The 14,730-nt window shown below is 70.9% G+C and carries 17 protein-coding genes; 3 read left to right on the top strand and 14 right to left on the bottom strand.

All coding sequences use genetic code 11. The features are described 5' to 3' along the window. Positions 1-42: 42 nt before the first annotated feature. Positions 43-798, bottom strand: coding sequence for a creatininase family protein (locus tag ETAA1_RS29600; protein WP_145244207.1), 756 nt, complete (start codon positions 796-798; stop codon positions 43-45). 101 nt (positions 799-899) lie between these two features. On the opposite strand from ETAA1_RS29600, the gene ETAA1_RS29595 reads away from it, so the two are divergent. Both ETAA1_RS29595 and ETAA1_RS29590 read left to right on the top strand, forming a co-directional pair. Then, positions 900-1,367, top strand: coding sequence for a RidA family protein (locus ETAA1_RS29595; RefSeq protein WP_145244206.1), 468 nt, complete (start codon positions 900-902; stop codon positions 1,365-1,367). Between the two features lie 174 nt (positions 1,368-1,541). Beyond that, positions 1,542-2,957 (top strand): DUF1501 domain-containing protein, encoded by a 1,416-nt coding sequence (locus ETAA1_RS29590; RefSeq protein WP_145244205.1) that lies wholly within the window; start codon positions 1,542-1,544, stop codon positions 2,955-2,957. Between the two features lie 417 nt (positions 2,958-3,374). On the opposite strand, the gene atpC is transcribed toward ETAA1_RS29590, so the two are convergent. The 11 genes from atpC to ETAA1_RS29535 all read right to left on the bottom strand — a co-directional run bounded on the left by atpC (position 3,375) and on the right by ETAA1_RS29535 (position 11,924). Further along, positions 3,375-3,800 carry an ATP synthase F1 subunit epsilon gene (gene atpC, locus ETAA1_RS29585; protein WP_145244204.1) on the bottom strand — a complete coding sequence of 142 codons (426 nt, stop codon included), beginning with the start codon at positions 3,798-3,800 and terminating at the stop codon, positions 3,375-3,377. Positions 3,801-3,903: 103 nt separating this feature from the next. Beyond that, entirely contained in the window at positions 3,904-5,358 is a 1,455-nt protein-coding gene (gene atpD, locus ETAA1_RS29580; RefSeq protein WP_145244203.1) for a F0F1 ATP synthase subunit beta, read from the bottom strand. Between the two features lie 41 nt (positions 5,359-5,399). Continuing rightward, entirely contained in the window at positions 5,400-5,870 is a 471-nt protein-coding gene (locus ETAA1_RS29575) for a DUF1569 domain-containing protein (protein WP_145244202.1), read from the bottom strand. 72 nt (positions 5,871-5,942) lie between these two features. Beyond that, positions 5,943-6,815: an ATP synthase F1 subunit gamma gene (atpG, locus tag ETAA1_RS29570; RefSeq protein ID WP_145244201.1), complete on the bottom strand. Its 873-nt coding sequence runs from the start codon at positions 6,813-6,815 to the stop codon at positions 5,943-5,945. 140 nt (positions 6,816-6,955) lie between these two features. Then, positions 6,956-8,686 carry a F0F1 ATP synthase subunit alpha gene (locus tag ETAA1_RS29565; protein ID WP_145244200.1) on the bottom strand — a complete coding sequence of 577 codons (1,731 nt, stop codon included), beginning with the start codon at positions 8,684-8,686 and terminating at the stop codon, positions 6,956-6,958. Further along, complete coding sequence (gene atpH / locus ETAA1_RS29560; protein ID WP_145244199.1) at positions 8,649-9,353, bottom strand: ATP synthase F1 subunit delta; 705 nt, start codon at positions 9,351-9,353, stop codon at positions 8,649-8,651. Before atpH ends, ETAA1_RS29565 begins: the two co-directional genes overlap by 38 nt. Before the next feature lie 98 nt (positions 9,354-9,451). Beyond that, positions 9,452-10,048 carry a F0F1 ATP synthase subunit B family protein gene (locus tag ETAA1_RS29555; RefSeq protein WP_145244198.1) on the bottom strand — a complete coding sequence of 199 codons (597 nt, stop codon included), beginning with the start codon at positions 10,046-10,048 and terminating at the stop codon, positions 9,452-9,454. A 31-nt stretch (positions 10,049-10,079) separates the two neighbouring features. After that, complete coding sequence (atpE, locus tag ETAA1_RS29550) at positions 10,080-10,388, bottom strand: ATP synthase F0 subunit C (protein ID WP_145244197.1); 309 nt, start codon at positions 10,386-10,388, stop codon at positions 10,080-10,082. A 32-nt stretch (positions 10,389-10,420) separates the two neighbouring features. After that, entirely contained in the window at positions 10,421-11,194 is a 774-nt protein-coding gene (atpB, locus tag ETAA1_RS29545) for a F0F1 ATP synthase subunit A (protein ID WP_145244196.1), read from the bottom strand. 122 nt (positions 11,195-11,316) lie between these two features. Continuing rightward, a complete protein-coding gene (locus tag ETAA1_RS29540) occupies positions 11,317-11,538 on the bottom strand; it encodes an AtpZ/AtpI family protein (protein ID WP_145244195.1) in 222 nt (73 codons plus the stop codon). Further along, complete coding sequence (locus tag ETAA1_RS29535) at positions 11,535-11,924, bottom strand: hypothetical protein (RefSeq protein WP_145244194.1); 390 nt, start codon at positions 11,922-11,924, stop codon at positions 11,535-11,537. Before ETAA1_RS29535 ends, ETAA1_RS29540 begins: the two co-directional genes overlap by 4 nt. Positions 11,925-12,485: 561 nt before the next feature. Between ETAA1_RS29535 and ETAA1_RS33235 the strand changes: the two genes are divergently transcribed. Next, the gene (locus ETAA1_RS33235; RefSeq protein WP_202920507.1) at positions 12,486-13,766 is read left to right on the top strand and encodes a DUF4912 domain-containing protein; all 1,281 of its coding nucleotides are present in this window, start codon (positions 12,486-12,488) and stop codon (positions 13,764-13,766) included. Between the two features lie 66 nt (positions 13,767-13,832). Here the strand turns inward: ETAA1_RS33235 and ETAA1_RS29525 are convergent, their stop codons facing one another. Further along, on the bottom strand, positions 13,833-14,075 hold the full coding sequence (locus ETAA1_RS29525) for a hypothetical protein (RefSeq protein ID WP_145244193.1): 243 nt from the start codon (positions 14,073-14,075) through the stop codon (positions 13,833-13,835). Positions 14,076-14,165: 90 nt separating this feature from the next. Continuing rightward, positions 14,166-14,705, bottom strand: coding sequence for a hypothetical protein (locus ETAA1_RS29520; RefSeq protein WP_145244192.1), 540 nt, complete (start codon positions 14,703-14,705; stop codon positions 14,166-14,168). Positions 14,706-14,730: the final 25 nt, after the last annotated feature.

The following is a 14,730-nucleotide window of genomic DNA, read 5'->3' as shown; positions in this document are numbered from 1 at the left end:
TTGGTGTCTTCGTAGGTCGGGTCGAGTCTTCGAGGCCCGACGTTATCCGTCCCACCCGCGTTCCCAGGCGACTGCCCGTTCCAGGAATCGAGAAACGCCCAACGAGAAGTGCGCGAACAGCGCCTCGCCCTTCTCCGCGGTCGCCGCCGCCGGCGTGCCGATGTGGCCGGGCTCGCTCCGGTCGCCCATCACCCACCCGCGGTAGCCCGGCGCGAACCCCGCCCCGAACGGCACCTCCGGCACGTCCTTCACCGGCCCCGCCACCAGCGCCGGGTTCAGCCGCAGCACCATCGACGTCTCCCACTCGCAGGCGTGCCCCATCTGCGTCTGCACCAGCCCGGGGATGCCCGGCACGCCGGCCGCGTCCCAGTACGTCAGCGACAGCAGCAGCAGCTCGCGGGTCGTGCGGTGGTCCTGGCGCAGCTCGAACAGCGCCTGCTGGAGCGGGCCGGTGTTGCCGCCGTGGCCGTTCACGAACACCACCCGCGTGAACCCGTGCGCGACGAAGTTGTTCGCCAAACCCTTCAGCAGGTCGAGGTACACCCGCGGCGACGCCGACAACGTTCCCGGGAAGTCGCAGTGATGGTGCGAGTTGCCGAGCCACTGCAGCGGCGCGAACAGGCACCGCCCCGCCACCGGCGTCAGCTTCACCCGGCGGACGACTTCGCCAAGCAGCAGCGAGTCGGTGAAGACGGGCATGTGCCGGCCGTGCTGCTCCAGCGCGGCGACGGGGAACACGACGGGCGTGGTGCGCGGCAGCGCCGCGACGGCGGGCCAGGTGAGGTCGGTCAGGTCCATGAAGTGCGTCTCGGCGGGGCGGGGTGGGGTCAGTGTACCGGGTTCCCGGCCGGGCGGAACCCGGTAGAATCGTGGCATCCCGACCACACGGAGCGACGACGATGGGCGACCGCGAGAAGCGCCTCGAAGCCGCGGGCTACCCGCTCGACCGCGGCCCGAAGGAGGGGCCGGTCATCGACCTCCTCGCCGTCCTCGGTAAGACGGTCTACGCCTCCGGGCAGGTGCCCTACGACGCCGGCGTCCTCACCAGCAAGGGGAAGGTGCCGTCGCAGGTGTCGGTCGAGGACGCGACGAAGGCGGCGGCCCTGTGCGCGGCCAACATCCTGCGCGCGGTCGTCACCAAGCTCGGCACGCTGGACCGCATCGCCCGGGTGGTGCGCGTGACCGGCTACGTCAACACCGACCCCGACTTCGCCGACTGTCACCTGGTCATCAACGGGGCGACGAACCTGTTGAAGGAGGTGTTCGGCCCCGAACTGGGTCGGCACGCCCGCACGGCGCTGGGCATGGGCCAGTTGCCGCTCGGCACCAGCGTCGAGGTCGAGGCGATCTTCGAGCTGGCGGAATAGATTGGGATTTGAGCCCCGGAGGGGCGGCCTTCGTTAGCCCGGGGCGGAAGCCCTGGGCGGCGTCGGCGGTGTCCGATCCACGTTTCTCCCACGAACCACGCCGTCGCCCGCCCGGGGTTCCCACCCCGGGCTACACAAGGCCGCCCCTCCGGGGCTCAAGACCCGAGCCGACCCATGACCCCGTACTCCTCCCGCCGCGACTTCCTCGCCCGCGCCGGCGGCGGCCTCGGCCTCCTCGCGCTCGCCGACCTGCTCCACGCCCAGGACGCGCCCCGCGACCCGCTGGCGGCGCGGCCGAGTCACTTCCCCGCGAAGGCCAAGAGCGTCATCTGGCTGTTCATGAACGGCGGGCCGAGCCAGGTGGACACCTGGGACTACAAGCCCGAACTCGAGCGCCGTCACGGCCAGGCGCTGCCGAACTTCGACAACACCACCGGCTTCTTCGCCGGCCAGGTCGGGCCGCTGATGAAGTCGCCGTTCAAGTGGGACCGCCACGGCCAGAGCGGCAAGTGGGTCAGCGAGCTGTTCCCGAAGATGAGCCGGCACGTCGACAAGATGGCGTTCCTCCACTCCCTGTGGACCGACTCGAACAACCACTCGCCGGCGCTGTTCAAGATCAACACCGGCATGGGCCGCATGGGCTTCCCGTGCGTCGGTAGCTGGGCCACCTACGGGCTCGGCGCCGAGAGCCGCAGCCTGCCGGCGTTCTGCGTCATGTACGACACCCTCGGCCGCGGCGTGCCGAAGGGGCACAGCCAGAACTGGGGCGCCGGCTTCCTCCCCACCGTGTACCAGGGCACCGCCTTCGCCCCGCAGGGGCAGCCCATCGACAACCTCGCCCGCCCCGCCGACCTGCCGGCCGACCGCCAGCGGGCGCAGCTCGATCTGCTGGCGCGCCTCAACCGTACCGCCGCAGAGCGGCACCCGGGCGAGGCCGACCTCGCGGCGCGGATCGAGTCGTACGAGCTGGCCTACCGGATGCAGACGGCCGCGCCGGAGGCGCTCGACATCGACCGCGAGACGGCGGAGACGAAGAGCCTGTACGGCCTCGACGTGCCGAAGTCGGCGCACTTCGCCCGGCAGTGCATCACCGCCCGCCGGCTCGTCGAGCGCGGCGTGCGCTTCGTACAGATCTACTCGGGCGGCATGGAGAACGAGCGGTCGTGGGACGGCCACGTGGACATCGCCGGCAACCACCGCGGCTTCGCCGCCGAGACCGACACGCCGATCGCCGGGCTGCTCGAAGACCTGTCGCGCCGCGGCCTGCTGGACAGCACGCTGGTGATCTGGGGCGGCGAGTTCGGCCGGCTGCCGGTGACGCAGACGGGGCCGAACCCGGGCCGCGACCACAACCCGCACGCGATGACGTACTGGCTCGCCGGCGGCGGCGTGAAGGGCGGCACGGGCTACGGCGCGACCGACGAGGTGGGCCTGCGGGCGGTCGAGAACCGGGTGAGCATCAACGACCTGCACGCGACCGTGCTCCACCTGCTCGGCCTGGACCACAAGCGGCTGACGTACAAGTACAACGGCCGCGACTTCCGCCTGACCGACGTGGCCGGCAACGTCGTCCGCGAAGTGCTAGCCTGACCATCGTCCCAGCGACGGGGTGTATTGTGTGCACGGCTCCCCCCCGGGGGGTCGAGGCACGCATTGAGTCAAATACACAAAAGTATGCTGTGGTGACGCCGTCCGCTCGCCTACCGCTGCTTCGGAACGACAACCGGCGCCGGGCCGAGCAGCAGCGGACTGAGCACGCACGTGGCGAGGTCCACCGCCCCCCGGCGATGACGGCCCAGCGGATGCCCGATGCCGCCTGCGCCTCCGTCATCGCCGGGGGTTCGGGCGCGCGCCGGCGCCGCCGCGGGGGCGGCGGGCGGACCGGAATGGCTTTGAGGACTTCGTCGGCGACCGGACGGGTGCCGTCGGACGGAAGGGGGTCGAACGGCCAGCCGCACCCGCGGCACACGCTCGGCTCGCCGGGCGGCGGGGCACGGCGGCCACGGGTCACCCCGCGGCGGCGTTCTTCGCGGCGACCGACTTCATCCCTTGGGCGCGCTCGCGGGCGCGGTCCTTGTTGGCGCGCTCGACGGCGTTCCCGCCCGGCAGCGCGTCGGCGGCGGCCGCCGCCTGCTCGGCCGACGCCGCGGTCACGCTCGCCGCGGGAAGTGCCTTCGCCGTCAGCACGGTCACCACGTCGGCCCGCACCTGCGCGAACCCCGGCTCGACGTAGAACCGCGTCGCCGCGGCGCCGCCGGTCATCAGCCGCAGCTCGCCGGCGCCGAGGCGGCCGATGAGCGGGGCGCGGCCCGGCAGCACGCCGAGTTCGCCGTCGTACATCGGCAGCACCACGAAGTCGGCGGTGCCCTCGAACGCCGCCTTCTCGGGCGTCACCACCACCACCTGCACCGTCTTGCCCGTCGCGTCGGCCATGGCTGGGAGCCCAATTGATGATTGGTGATCGAGGATTGATGATTGCCAACCGGGGATCGGTGATTGAAAATCATCAACCCCCGGTCATCAATCATCAATCTCGTTACTTGGCCGTCTTCATCTTCTCGGCGGCGATCGCCACCTGGTCGATCGCCCCGACGTACATGAACGCCGCCTCGTTCACGTTGTCCCACTTGCCGTCGCACAGCTCCTCGAAGCTGCGGATCGTGTCTTCGAGCTTCGTGAACTCGCCGCTCTTGCCGGTGAACGGCTCGGCCACGAAGAACGGCTGGCTCAGGAACCGCTCGATGCGGCGGGCACGGCCCACGATCGCCTTGTCCTCCTCGCTCAGCTCCTCGACGCCGAGGATGGCGATGATGTCCTGCAGCTCGCGGTACCGCTGCAGAATCCGCTTCACGCGGTCGGCCACCGCGAAGTGCCGCTCGCCGACGAACTGCGGGTCGAGCAGCCGGCTGTTCGACGCCAGCGGGTCGATGGCCGGGTAGATGCCCTTTTCCGAGATCGACCGCTCCAGGTAGATGAACGCGTCCAGGTGCTGGAACGTGTTGGCGGGGGCCGGGTCGGTGGGGTCGTCGGCCGGCACGTACACGGCCTGCACCGACGTGATGGCCCCACTCTTGGTCGAGGTGATGCGCTCCTGGAGCTCGCCCATCTCGGTCGAGAGCGTCGGCTGGTAGCCCACGGCGCTCGGCATACGCCCGAGGAGCGCCGACACTTCCGAGCCGGCCTGCGAGAAGCGGAACACGTTGTCCACGAACAGCAGCGTCTCGGTGCCGGTGCTGTCGCGGAACCACTCGGCCATCGTCAGGGCCGACAGGGCGACGCGGAGGCGGGCGCCCGGCGGCTCGTTCATCTGGCCGAACACCATCGCGGTGCTCTGGAGCACGCTCTTGGCGTCGGCCGCGGCGCTGGTCTTCGTCTCCTGCATTTCCAGCCAGAGGTCGTTCCCCTCGCGGGTCCGCTCGCCGACGCCGGCGAACACCGAGTACCCCTTGTACTCCTTGGCGATGCGGGTGATGAGCTCCTGCAGAATCACGGTCTTGCCGAGACCGGCCCCGCCGAACAGGCCGGCCTTGCCGCCGCGGACGAGCGGCGTGAGCAGGTCGATGACCTTGATGCCGGTGACCAGCACCTCGGCCTTCGGCGACAGGCTCTCGAACGACGGCGGGGCGCGGTGGATGCCGCGGGTCTCCTTGTTCCCGACCGGCCCCTGGCCGTCGATCGGGTCGCCGAGGAGGTTGAAGACGCGGCCGAGCGTTTCGAGGCCGACCGGCACGCTCACCGGGCCGCCGGTGTCGGTCACGTCCAGGCCGCGGACGAGGCCGTCGGTGCTGCCGAGGGCCACGCACCGCACGCGGCTGCCGCCGAGGTGCTGCTGCACCTCGCCGGTGAGGTTGATGGCAACGCCCTTGTCGCCGGTCGTCTCGATCTTGAGGGCGTTGTAGATCTCGGGGAGGTGGCCCTCCTCGAACTCCACGTCGAACGTGGAGCCGATGATCTGGACGATCTTGCCGACCTTCGCCACGGTGCTGACCATGCCTACCTCCGGTGATTCGGGCAACGCCGCGAGCGGCGGAGTTAACGCTTCGGGACCAGGAAACTCAAGTGGTGCGCGGCGTGGGCCAGCTGCACCTTCAGCGCCTCGTCGCGGGTCAGCGGGCCGAACAGCGGCGACGGCAGGTAGTCGCCGGCGTGCGCCTCGAACCGCTCCGCCGCCGCCTTGAACCGCCCCAGCGCCGCCGCCGGGTCGCCGCCCGGCTGGCCGACCGACTGCGGCATCGTCGGCTTCCCCGCGGGCATCCCCTCGCGGAGGTACTTGTTCAGCATCCCCCGGCCGAGCGTGGCCCGCACCAGGGCGAACAGCGGCCGGAGCAGCAGCGGCATCCGCGGGAAGCCGCTCACCGGGTACGTCAGCCACGCCGCCAGGTGGTCGAGGCACTGGGCCAGGTCCCAGCTGCCGGCCCGGTCGTAGCCCGCGGCGAGCAGGTGCTCGGCGTCGCGGGCGGCGGCGCCGAGCGTGTCGAACGTCAGGGCGCGGCGGGTGACCATCGGGGCTCCAGGGTTTCGCCGCCTGCGGCTTCGCGTCGGGCAGCGCGAAGCCGCGAGCGGCGAAAACGTCTGTTACTTCAGCGCCTCGCTCCCGGCGATGAGCTCCGAAATCTCCTTCGTGATGTTCGCCTGGCGCGTCCGGTTGTACAGCCGGGTGATGTCCTTGATCAGGTCGCCGGCGTTCTCGGTCGCCGCCTTCATCGCCACCCGGCGGGCGATCTGCTCGCTCACCGCCGCGTCGAGGAAGCACTTGAACAGCCGCGCCTTGAACGCCGCCGGCACCAGCTCGCCGAGGATTTCGGCGGCACTCGGGATGAACTCGTATTCCACCCGCGGGCCGGCGCCGGCGGAGGTCGTCGCCCCCACGCTGCCGAGCGGCAGCAGCGTCTCGACCACCGCCTCCTGCCGGGCGGCCGACACGAACCGCATGTACGCCACCTTCACCTCGTCGATCTGGCCGGTGATGAACAGGTCGATGTACCGGCCGGCGACGGCGTCCACCTGCTCGAACGTCGGCTTGTCCTCGAAGTGGCTGTACTCCCGGCTCCGGGGCACCCGCTGGAACTTGAAGAACGCCTGCCCGCGCTTGCCGCTCACCTCCAGGTCGAACGGCGCGGCCGCGGCCGTGAGGCGGCGGATCTCGCCGTTCGCCTCGCGGAGGATCGACCCGTTGTACCCGCCGCACAGCCCGCGGTTGCTGGTGAGCACCAGCAGCAGCGACTTCTTCACCGGCCGGGTCGCCAGTAGTGGGTGGCTCACCTCGCCGGCGTTCTGGCTCAGGTCGGCGGCCAGCTCGGCGATCTTCTTGGTGTACGCCGCCGCCTCGGACGCCCGGTCGAACGCCTTCTTGAACCGGGCGGTGGCGATCAGCTCCATCGTCTTGGTGATCTTGCGGATGTTCCGCACCGCCTTGCGGCGCTTCACCAGGGAGCGGAGGTTTGCCATTGTTCGTCGGGGGTTGTAATTGGCAGTTTGGTATTAGGGTCCGGGGCGGTAATCGGGCTTCGTCGTCCACCTACGGGAAACACAGGTTAGCCGCGGCGGACGACGAAGCCCCCAAATTACAACCCACCAATTACAACCGACTAAGCCTTGAACTGCGGCCCGAACGCCGCCAGCGCCGCGTCCAGCGCCTTGGCCACGTCGTCGGTGATCTTCTTCTCCTTCGCCAGCAGCGCCCGCGCCTCCGGCGCCTGCTCCTTCATGAACTTCGTGAACTGCTCCTCCCACGCCTTCACCTTGCGGCGGTCCACCTTGTCCAGCGCCCCGCTGTTCCCGGCGTAGATGATCATGATCTGGTCCAGCACGTGCATCGGCTTGTACTGGCCCTGCTTCAGGATCTCCACCATCCGCTGGCCGCGGTCGAGCTGCTTCTGCGTCGCCGGGTCGAGCTCCGTGCCGAGCTGCGCGAACGCCTCCAGCTCGCGGAACTGGGCCAGCGTCAGCTTCAACCCGCCGGCCACCCGCTTGTCCTTCATCGCCGCGATCTGGGCGTTGCCGCCGACGCGGCTCACCGAGATGCCCACGTCCACGGCGGGGAGGATGCCGGCGTTCTTGAGGTCCGGCTGGAGGTAGATCTGGCCGTCGGTGATGGAGATCACGTTGGTCGGGATGTACGCCGACACCTCGCCTTCGAGCGTCTCGATGATCGGCAGCGCCGTCAGCGACCCGCCCGAGCCGGGCACCTTGGCGATCTTGTGGCCGGGGAAGCTCTTCAGGTCGTGCTTGGCCTGGTCGCGGCCGCCCATCTCGCCGGGGCCGACGTACACCTTCCCCGCGGCGCCCGGCTGGCGCTTCTCGGTCGGGTGGCTCGCCGCGTTCACGCCCCAGTCGGCCGTCACGTCCGCGTCCTTGGCGTCGCCGGGGACGATGACCCACTTCTCGGCCAGCTTCGCGGAGCGCTCCAGGAGGCGGCTGTGGCAGTAGAACACGTCGCCGGGGTAGGCCTCGCGGCCCGGCGGGCGGCGGACCAGCAGCGACAGCTGGCGGTACGCCGACGCCTGCTTGGAGAGGTCGTCGTACACGCAGAGCGTGTCCATCCCCTGCTCGTACATGAAGTACTCGGCCATCGCCGTGCCGGCGTAGGGGGCGTAGTACTGGAGCGGGGCGGGGTCGGACGACGACGACACGACGACGATGGTGTACTCCATCGCCCCGGCCTCGCGGAGCCGCTCGACGACGCCGGCGATCTTCGACTCCATCTGCCCGCACGCCACGTACACGCAGATGACCCGCTCGCCCTCCGGGTTGTCCTTCTGGTTGATGATCGTGTCGAGGGCGATGGCCGTCTTGCCGGTCTTGCGGTCGCCGATGATGAGCTCGCGCTGGCCGCGGCCGACGGGGGTCATGGCGTCGATGGCCTTGATCCCGGTCTGGAGCGGCTGCTTCACCGGCTGGCGGTCCACGATGCCGGCGGCCGGGCTCTCGACCGGGCGGCGGTGGGTGGTGATGACCGGCCCCTTGCCGTCGATCGGGTTGCCGAGCGGGTCCACGACGCGGCCGATCAGCGCCGGCCCGACCGGCACGCTCAGCAGCTCGCCGGTGGTGCGGACCTCCATCCCCTCGGTGACCTGCAGGTAGTCGCCGAGGATGATGACGGAGACGGACGACTCCTCCAGGTTGAACGCGACCCCCTTGACGTTGGCGGCGGGGAAGTCGACGAGCTCGCCGGCCATGACCTCGGAGAGGCCGTAGCAGCGGGCGATGCCGTCACCGACTTCCAGGACGCGGCCCGTCTCGCGGGTGTCCACGGCGGCCCGGAAGTTGGTGAGCTCCTCGCTAATTACGGAAGCGATCTCGTCGGCCTTGAATCTCATGGGAGCCTCGTGCCAGGAGTTTGGTGCGGACGGCCCGGAGCTTCGACCGGACCGAGGTGTCGTAAATCTTGTCGCCGACGTGGACGACCAGCCCGCCGATCAATTCCGGCGCCGGCCGGACGACGAGGACGGGGGTCTTGCCGGTGAGCTCGGCGAGGGCCCGTTCCAGCGCGGCGGTCTGGTCGGCGTCGAGCGGGGCGGCGGTCTCGACCAGGATGCGCAGGCGGTTGGCGTCGTTGTCGCGGAGCGACCGGTAGGCGATGGCGATCAGCCGCAGGATGCCGAGCCGGTCCTTCCGGTTCAGCAGCCGGAGGAAGTCGAGGAACAGCGGGGTGGCCCGGCCGTCGAACAGCTGGGTGATGACCGCGTCCTTCCGCTTGCGGCTGACCGACGGGCTGTCCAGGAGGGCCTCGAGCCCGGGCATGGCGGGGAACACGTCCTTGCCGAGCGAACGGAACTGGTCGCCGACCGCGTCGGCCTCGCCGCGGGCCTCGGCGGCGGTGAGGAGGGCCTCGGCGTAGGTCCGGGCGACGCGGCCGGTGACGCGGCTGCTCTCGGTGCGGAGCAGGATGTCTTCGTACCGGTGCTGGGCCTTCTCCATGTCCTCGGCGGACATGTGGTACCCGGTGGACATCACCTCTTCGACGTACGACGAGTACTGGCTCACGGTCGCGCCCTTCGGGTCCGCCGTTTCGGGGTGGGGCCGGCGGGACGCCGGCCGGTCGGGCGGGGCCGGCGGGGAGCCGGCCCTACCGGGCTACAACCTTACGCCGAGCGGGCCGACTGCCGCAGCTCCACCAGCGACTCGTCCAGCAGCTTGCGGTGGTCGTCGGCCGAGATCTGCCGGCCGAGCGTCTTGGCGCTCAGGCTCGTCGCCAGGTCCACGGCGGTGCGGTAGATCTCGTCGAGGGCCGTGTCCTTGGCGACCTCGATCTCGCGCTTGGCCCGCTCGCGCTCGGCCGCGGCCTCCTTCACGCCGGCCTCGCGCTCGGTGGCGCGGAGGGCGCTGGCGTCGTTGCGGGCCTCGTCGAGCATGGCGCGGACCTGGTCGGCGGCCTTGGCCAGCTCGGCCTGCACCTGCGCCCGCATGGCGGCGGCCTCGTCGCGGGCCTTCTTGGCCTCCTCGATGGCCGCGTACTGGGCGTCCTCGCGGGCCTTCAGCCCCACCAGGATCGGCCCCCAGGCGAACTTGTACAGGACGGCCAACAGCGCGCCGAACACGATCAGCGTGACGACCGAGTTGACGAGGTCCGGCTCCATCACGTTCTTGGTCCCGCCGGCGTCGGCGGCCAGCGCCAGGGCGGGGGTGACCAGCAGGGCGGCGACGGCGGCGGCCGCCCGGCGGGTGGTGGTCGCGGGCATGAGGTCGGTCCTCGCGGCGCTCGGGGCGGGGTTAAATCTTGCCGACGAGCGCGAAGCAGATGACCAGCAGGGCGATGATCGCGGCCCCTTCGACGAGGGCGGCCATCACGATCATGTTCACCTGGATCTTGCCGGCCTGCTCCGGCTGGCGGGCGATGCCGGCGAGGGCCGACCACCCGATCAGCCCGATGCCGATGCCGGCCCCGATGATGGCGAGCCCGGCCCCGACGCCGGCCCCGATGCCGATGCCGCCCTTCGAGGCGTCGTCGGCGGCGAAGGCCGGGGTGGAGACGGCGAGCAGGACGACGGCGGCGGCCAGGAGACGGCAGGCGAAGTTCATGGTCGGCGGTCCTTGTTACTGGGGGAACGGGATCAGTGTTCGGGGTGCAGCTGCATCCCCAGGAAGATCGACGTCAGCAGCACGAACACGAAAGCTTGCAGGAATGCGACGAACAACTCGAGCATGCTCAGGGCGGTCCCCATGACCACCGCGGCCACCGTGCCGCCGGCGGACATGCCGCCGATCGTCGCGTCGGCGACGGAGAACGACACGATCACCGCCAGCGCGACGTGCCCGGCGAAGATGTTGGCGAACAACCGGATGGCCAGCACCGCCCCGCGGATGACCGCGCCCATCACCTCGATCACGGTGATCAGCGGCACGATCAGCACCATCAGGAACAGCTTCATCGGGAGGTTGTCGGCCTCCAGGTGCGGGATGAAGGACTTCACATACGGTCCGACGCCGTTCTTGATGATCGCCGAGACGTGGATCACCAGGAACACGACCGCGGCGAGCACGATCGTCACGCTGATGTCGGCGGTCGGCGACCCGAGGAACGGCACCATGCCGAGCAGGTTGCAGGTGAGGATGAACAGGAACAGCGTCCACAGGAACGGCAGGAACTTGTCGGCGTCGTGCCCGTGGATGTTCGGCCTCACCACCTCATCGCGGATGTACAGCAGCAGCGACTCGAAGAAGTTCCACAGCGGGCCGCGGGGCGGGGTGCCGTCCTTCACCTTGCGGGCGAGCAGGACGAACGGCACGGCCACGACCACGGCCGCGACGACGAGCAGCACCTGATACTTCGTGATCGGCCCGATCCAGGCGTGATCGACGACGTGATCGATGGGGCTGTGCGCCATGGCTCGTAAGTCCGTGTGGCTACTTCGCCGACTCGTCCCGACTCATCCGCCGCGCCCGGCCCGTTAGGCCGGGGCGCAAGCCCCGTCGGGGTGCTGACGCCCGACGGGGCTTGCGCCCCGGCCTAACGACCTTCGTCCCGACTCATCCGCCGCGCCGTCAGGAACAGGTGGCCGATCCCGCCGACGACCCCGATCACCGACCCGACCGCCAGCCCCCACGGCGCCCAGCCGTACTTGCCGTCCAGCCAGACGCCGAGGACGATCGGGCCGACCATCTCGCCGATCGCCGTGCCGGCGAGCGCCAGGCCGCGGTAGTCGCCGGGGCTGCTCTTCGGCGCGGTCACGGCGAGTCCGCCGGGGGTGTCGGGCCGGGGTGTAACAACAACACCGACTCGGCTGTCAGCGTCATTAAGTAGAAGAACACCGCCCACCCGGCGAACCGCTCCCGGCCGATTCCCGCCGCCGTCACCGCCCCGTCCAGGAGGAACACGCCGGCGGTCACGCCGACGAACCTCAGCCCGATGCCGACCAGGATCACCGTCGTCGTGGTGTCCGGGTCACCCGGCCCGACCGCCCCCGCGAGGAGGAGCGTGCCGACGGCGGGGATCAGGCACAGCGCCGCCGCCAGGGTGCCCGCCGCCGCGTGCCTCGGGTCGTCCAGCAAGGCCAGCGGCAGGACCGTCAGCAGGCCCGCGCCGGCCGTGGCACCGACCAGGATCAGCACGCGCACGGTGGCTCCCGAACGCCCAGTGTGAGCTGGTGCCGTCCAGTGAGCGTATTGAAGGGGGGAGCAAAGGGAACGTCAATTGCGGCTTCGTGAAATATTTCACTAACTCGGCCGGGATGCGTCCGAAGGTCAACCCGGGTGTCCGGTTAGCTCCGATTCCCGGAAATGAGAGGCGTTCGGAGTCGCCCAGAGGTTGTGCGGTGGCGCCGGGAACACTGCAACATTCCCGCGCAAGTGCGATGACGGATGCGCCGCGCGGGCCGGTCGCCGCGCCTGGGCGAGCGTGGTAAATCGTGTTGACGCATGGAGTACGAATTCTCTAGTATGTCTGTACAACCGGCGAGTAAAACCTTGCCGAGAACGGGTCGATCGGCCCCGCCCGGCCGCGACCCGCACCGGTCCCCCCGCCCGTCGGACCGTTCCGACTGGACCGGTAGCGCTAGAATGGCCCGGCTTCCACCGGTGCCCCTGTCCGGGTCGGACCCCGGACCCCGACCCCGGCTCGGACGCCGAAGCCCCGTCCCGCGACCGCCGGCCCCACCGGCGAGACGGAGTGGCCGCACGATGAAGACCGCAGGTGCGCTCGGCGACCGGTCGAAGAAAGAGTTGGCCGACATGGCCAAGCGGAAGGGCGTCCGCGGCTGGGAGCGGATGGCCAAAGACGACCTCGTGAAAGCGCTGGGCCGCCTCACGGCCAAGCCCGCGCCGAAGCCGGCGCCCCGCCCCGCGGCCAAGCCGGTCGCCAAGTCGGCGGCGAAGGTGACCAAGCCGGCCAAGCCCGCGGCGACGCGTGCCCCCAAGCCCGCGGCGACGCGCGCCCCCAAGCCCGCCGTCAACGGCACGCACCGCCCCGCGGCCCGAGTCGCGCTCCCGCCGCCGAAGCCGGCGCCGGTCGCCGCCAGGCCCGTCGTACCCGCGGCGAAGCCGACGCCCCCCGCGGCCGCGCTCAAGCCGCCCGTCAAGCCGCTGATCAAGACGAACGCCCCGCCGCCGGCGGCCATCCCGCCGGCGAAGGACCTGTCGGCCGCGGCCGTCGGCGCCACCAAGGACCGCATCCTGCTGATGGTGCCGGACCCGTTCTGGCTCCACGCGTACTGGGAGCTGACGCACCAGTCGGTGCAGCGCGCCGAGGCCGCCCTGAAGCAGGACTGGTACGGCGCCCGGCCCATCATCCGCGTGTTCGACGTGACCAGCACCGACACGACGAGCACGTCGGAGACGCCGGTGCGCGACGTGCAGGTGCACGGCGAGTGCAACAACTGGTACATCGACATCCCGCAGCCGCCGCGGTCGTACCGGGCGGACATCGGGTACGTCTCGCGCCGCGGCGAGTTCTTCGTGCTGGCCCGGTCGAACGTGGTGACGCCGCCGAAGGCCGGCAGCACCGAGGCGCTGGACGTGGGGATGGGCGAGCTCGACCCGAAGAAGGCCGAGCGGCTCATCGCCATGTCCACCGGGTTCGACAACGGCGGCGGCAGCGCCGAGCTGAAGGAGCTGTTCGAGGAGCGGCTGCGGCGGCCGCTGGGCGCCCCGAAGGACACCGGCTTCGGCACGGGCGCGGCGCTGCCGGCGAGCCTGAAGAAGTTCCAGTTCGAGATCGACGCCGAACTCATCGTGTACGGCAAGACGGACCCGGCGGCCCACTGCACGCTGCAGAACGAGCCGGTGAAGCTGCGGCCCGACGGCACGTTCACGATGCGGTTCAGCCTGCCGGACAGCCGGCAGATCATCCCGGCCGTGGCGACGAGCGCCGACGGCGGCGAGGAGCGGACGATCGTGCTGGCCGTGGAGCGGAACACGAAGCACCTCGACCCGATGATCCACGACCCGATGGGCGAGCAGTAGGCCGCCGCCCGTTCGGCCCGACGAAGCCGGGGGTTTTCACCCCCGGCTTCGTCGTTTTCCGGGGGGTCACCCCGACGGCCCGAGTACGGCGCCGAGGACGAGCCCGGCGAGGCCGCCGACGTAGACGAACAGCGGGTTCTTCGTGGCCGGCCAGTGCATGATGAGGAACACGAGCCCGACGAACGGGACGAACAGGCACCCGAGCCCCCACAGGATGCTCTCCTGGAAGGCGAGGACGAGCATCCAGATGCTGCCGGCGATGCACGCGATCAGGCCGACGAAGTAGATGATCGTGCCGATGGTCTCCATGGGCGGTCGGCTCCGGGGGTCGAAGTGGCGGGTCGTGCGTGAGGCTACCCGCCCGCGCGGCCGGCGTCAAACGCCAACCCCCGCGGGAGTCTAAACCCCGTCCAGCGGCGTGCTCAGCTCGCGCGGCGGCACGGCCGCGCGGAACCCCAGCGCCGTCGTCACGCCCCAGCCGCCCACGCCGACGCGGCAGCGCAGCCGCGCGTCGCGGTCCGCCCCCAGCAGCGCCGCCATCCGCCGCGCCGCGAAGCTACGGTACAGCACCACCGGGAGCGCGAGCCCCGCCGCCACGCCCGCCGCCGCCGCGGCCGCGAGCCAGGGCGGCTCCGTCAGCGCGGCGGCCACCACCAGCACCGCCCCCGCCACCGCCCACGCGCCCAGCCACGCCAGCGCGGCGAGGCGGGCGCGCCCCACGGCGGCACCGCGGCGGAAGCAGCGCGGGCAGCACACGGCGCGGACGTTCGTCCAGGTACGCCCGACGGCGTGCCGCTCCGCGACCCGCAGGCAGCACTCGCGGGTGCCGGCGGCGTCGCTGCCGCAGAACCGGCAGCACAGGTGTTCGGCGTGGCCGGCCGGCGCGTCGGACAGCACGGCGCGGGCGACGGCGTCGGAGAAGAGCGCGTCGGTAGACACGGTCGTGCCTCCCGGTGAGGGGGGA

This window comes from Urbifossiella limnaea, from assembly GCF_007747215.1.
Lineage (GTDB): Bacteria > Planctomycetota > Planctomycetia > Gemmatales > Gemmataceae > Urbifossiella > Urbifossiella limnaea.
Note: the sequence above shows the minus strand (reverse complement) of the source record. Positions and strands in the feature narration are given on the sequence as shown.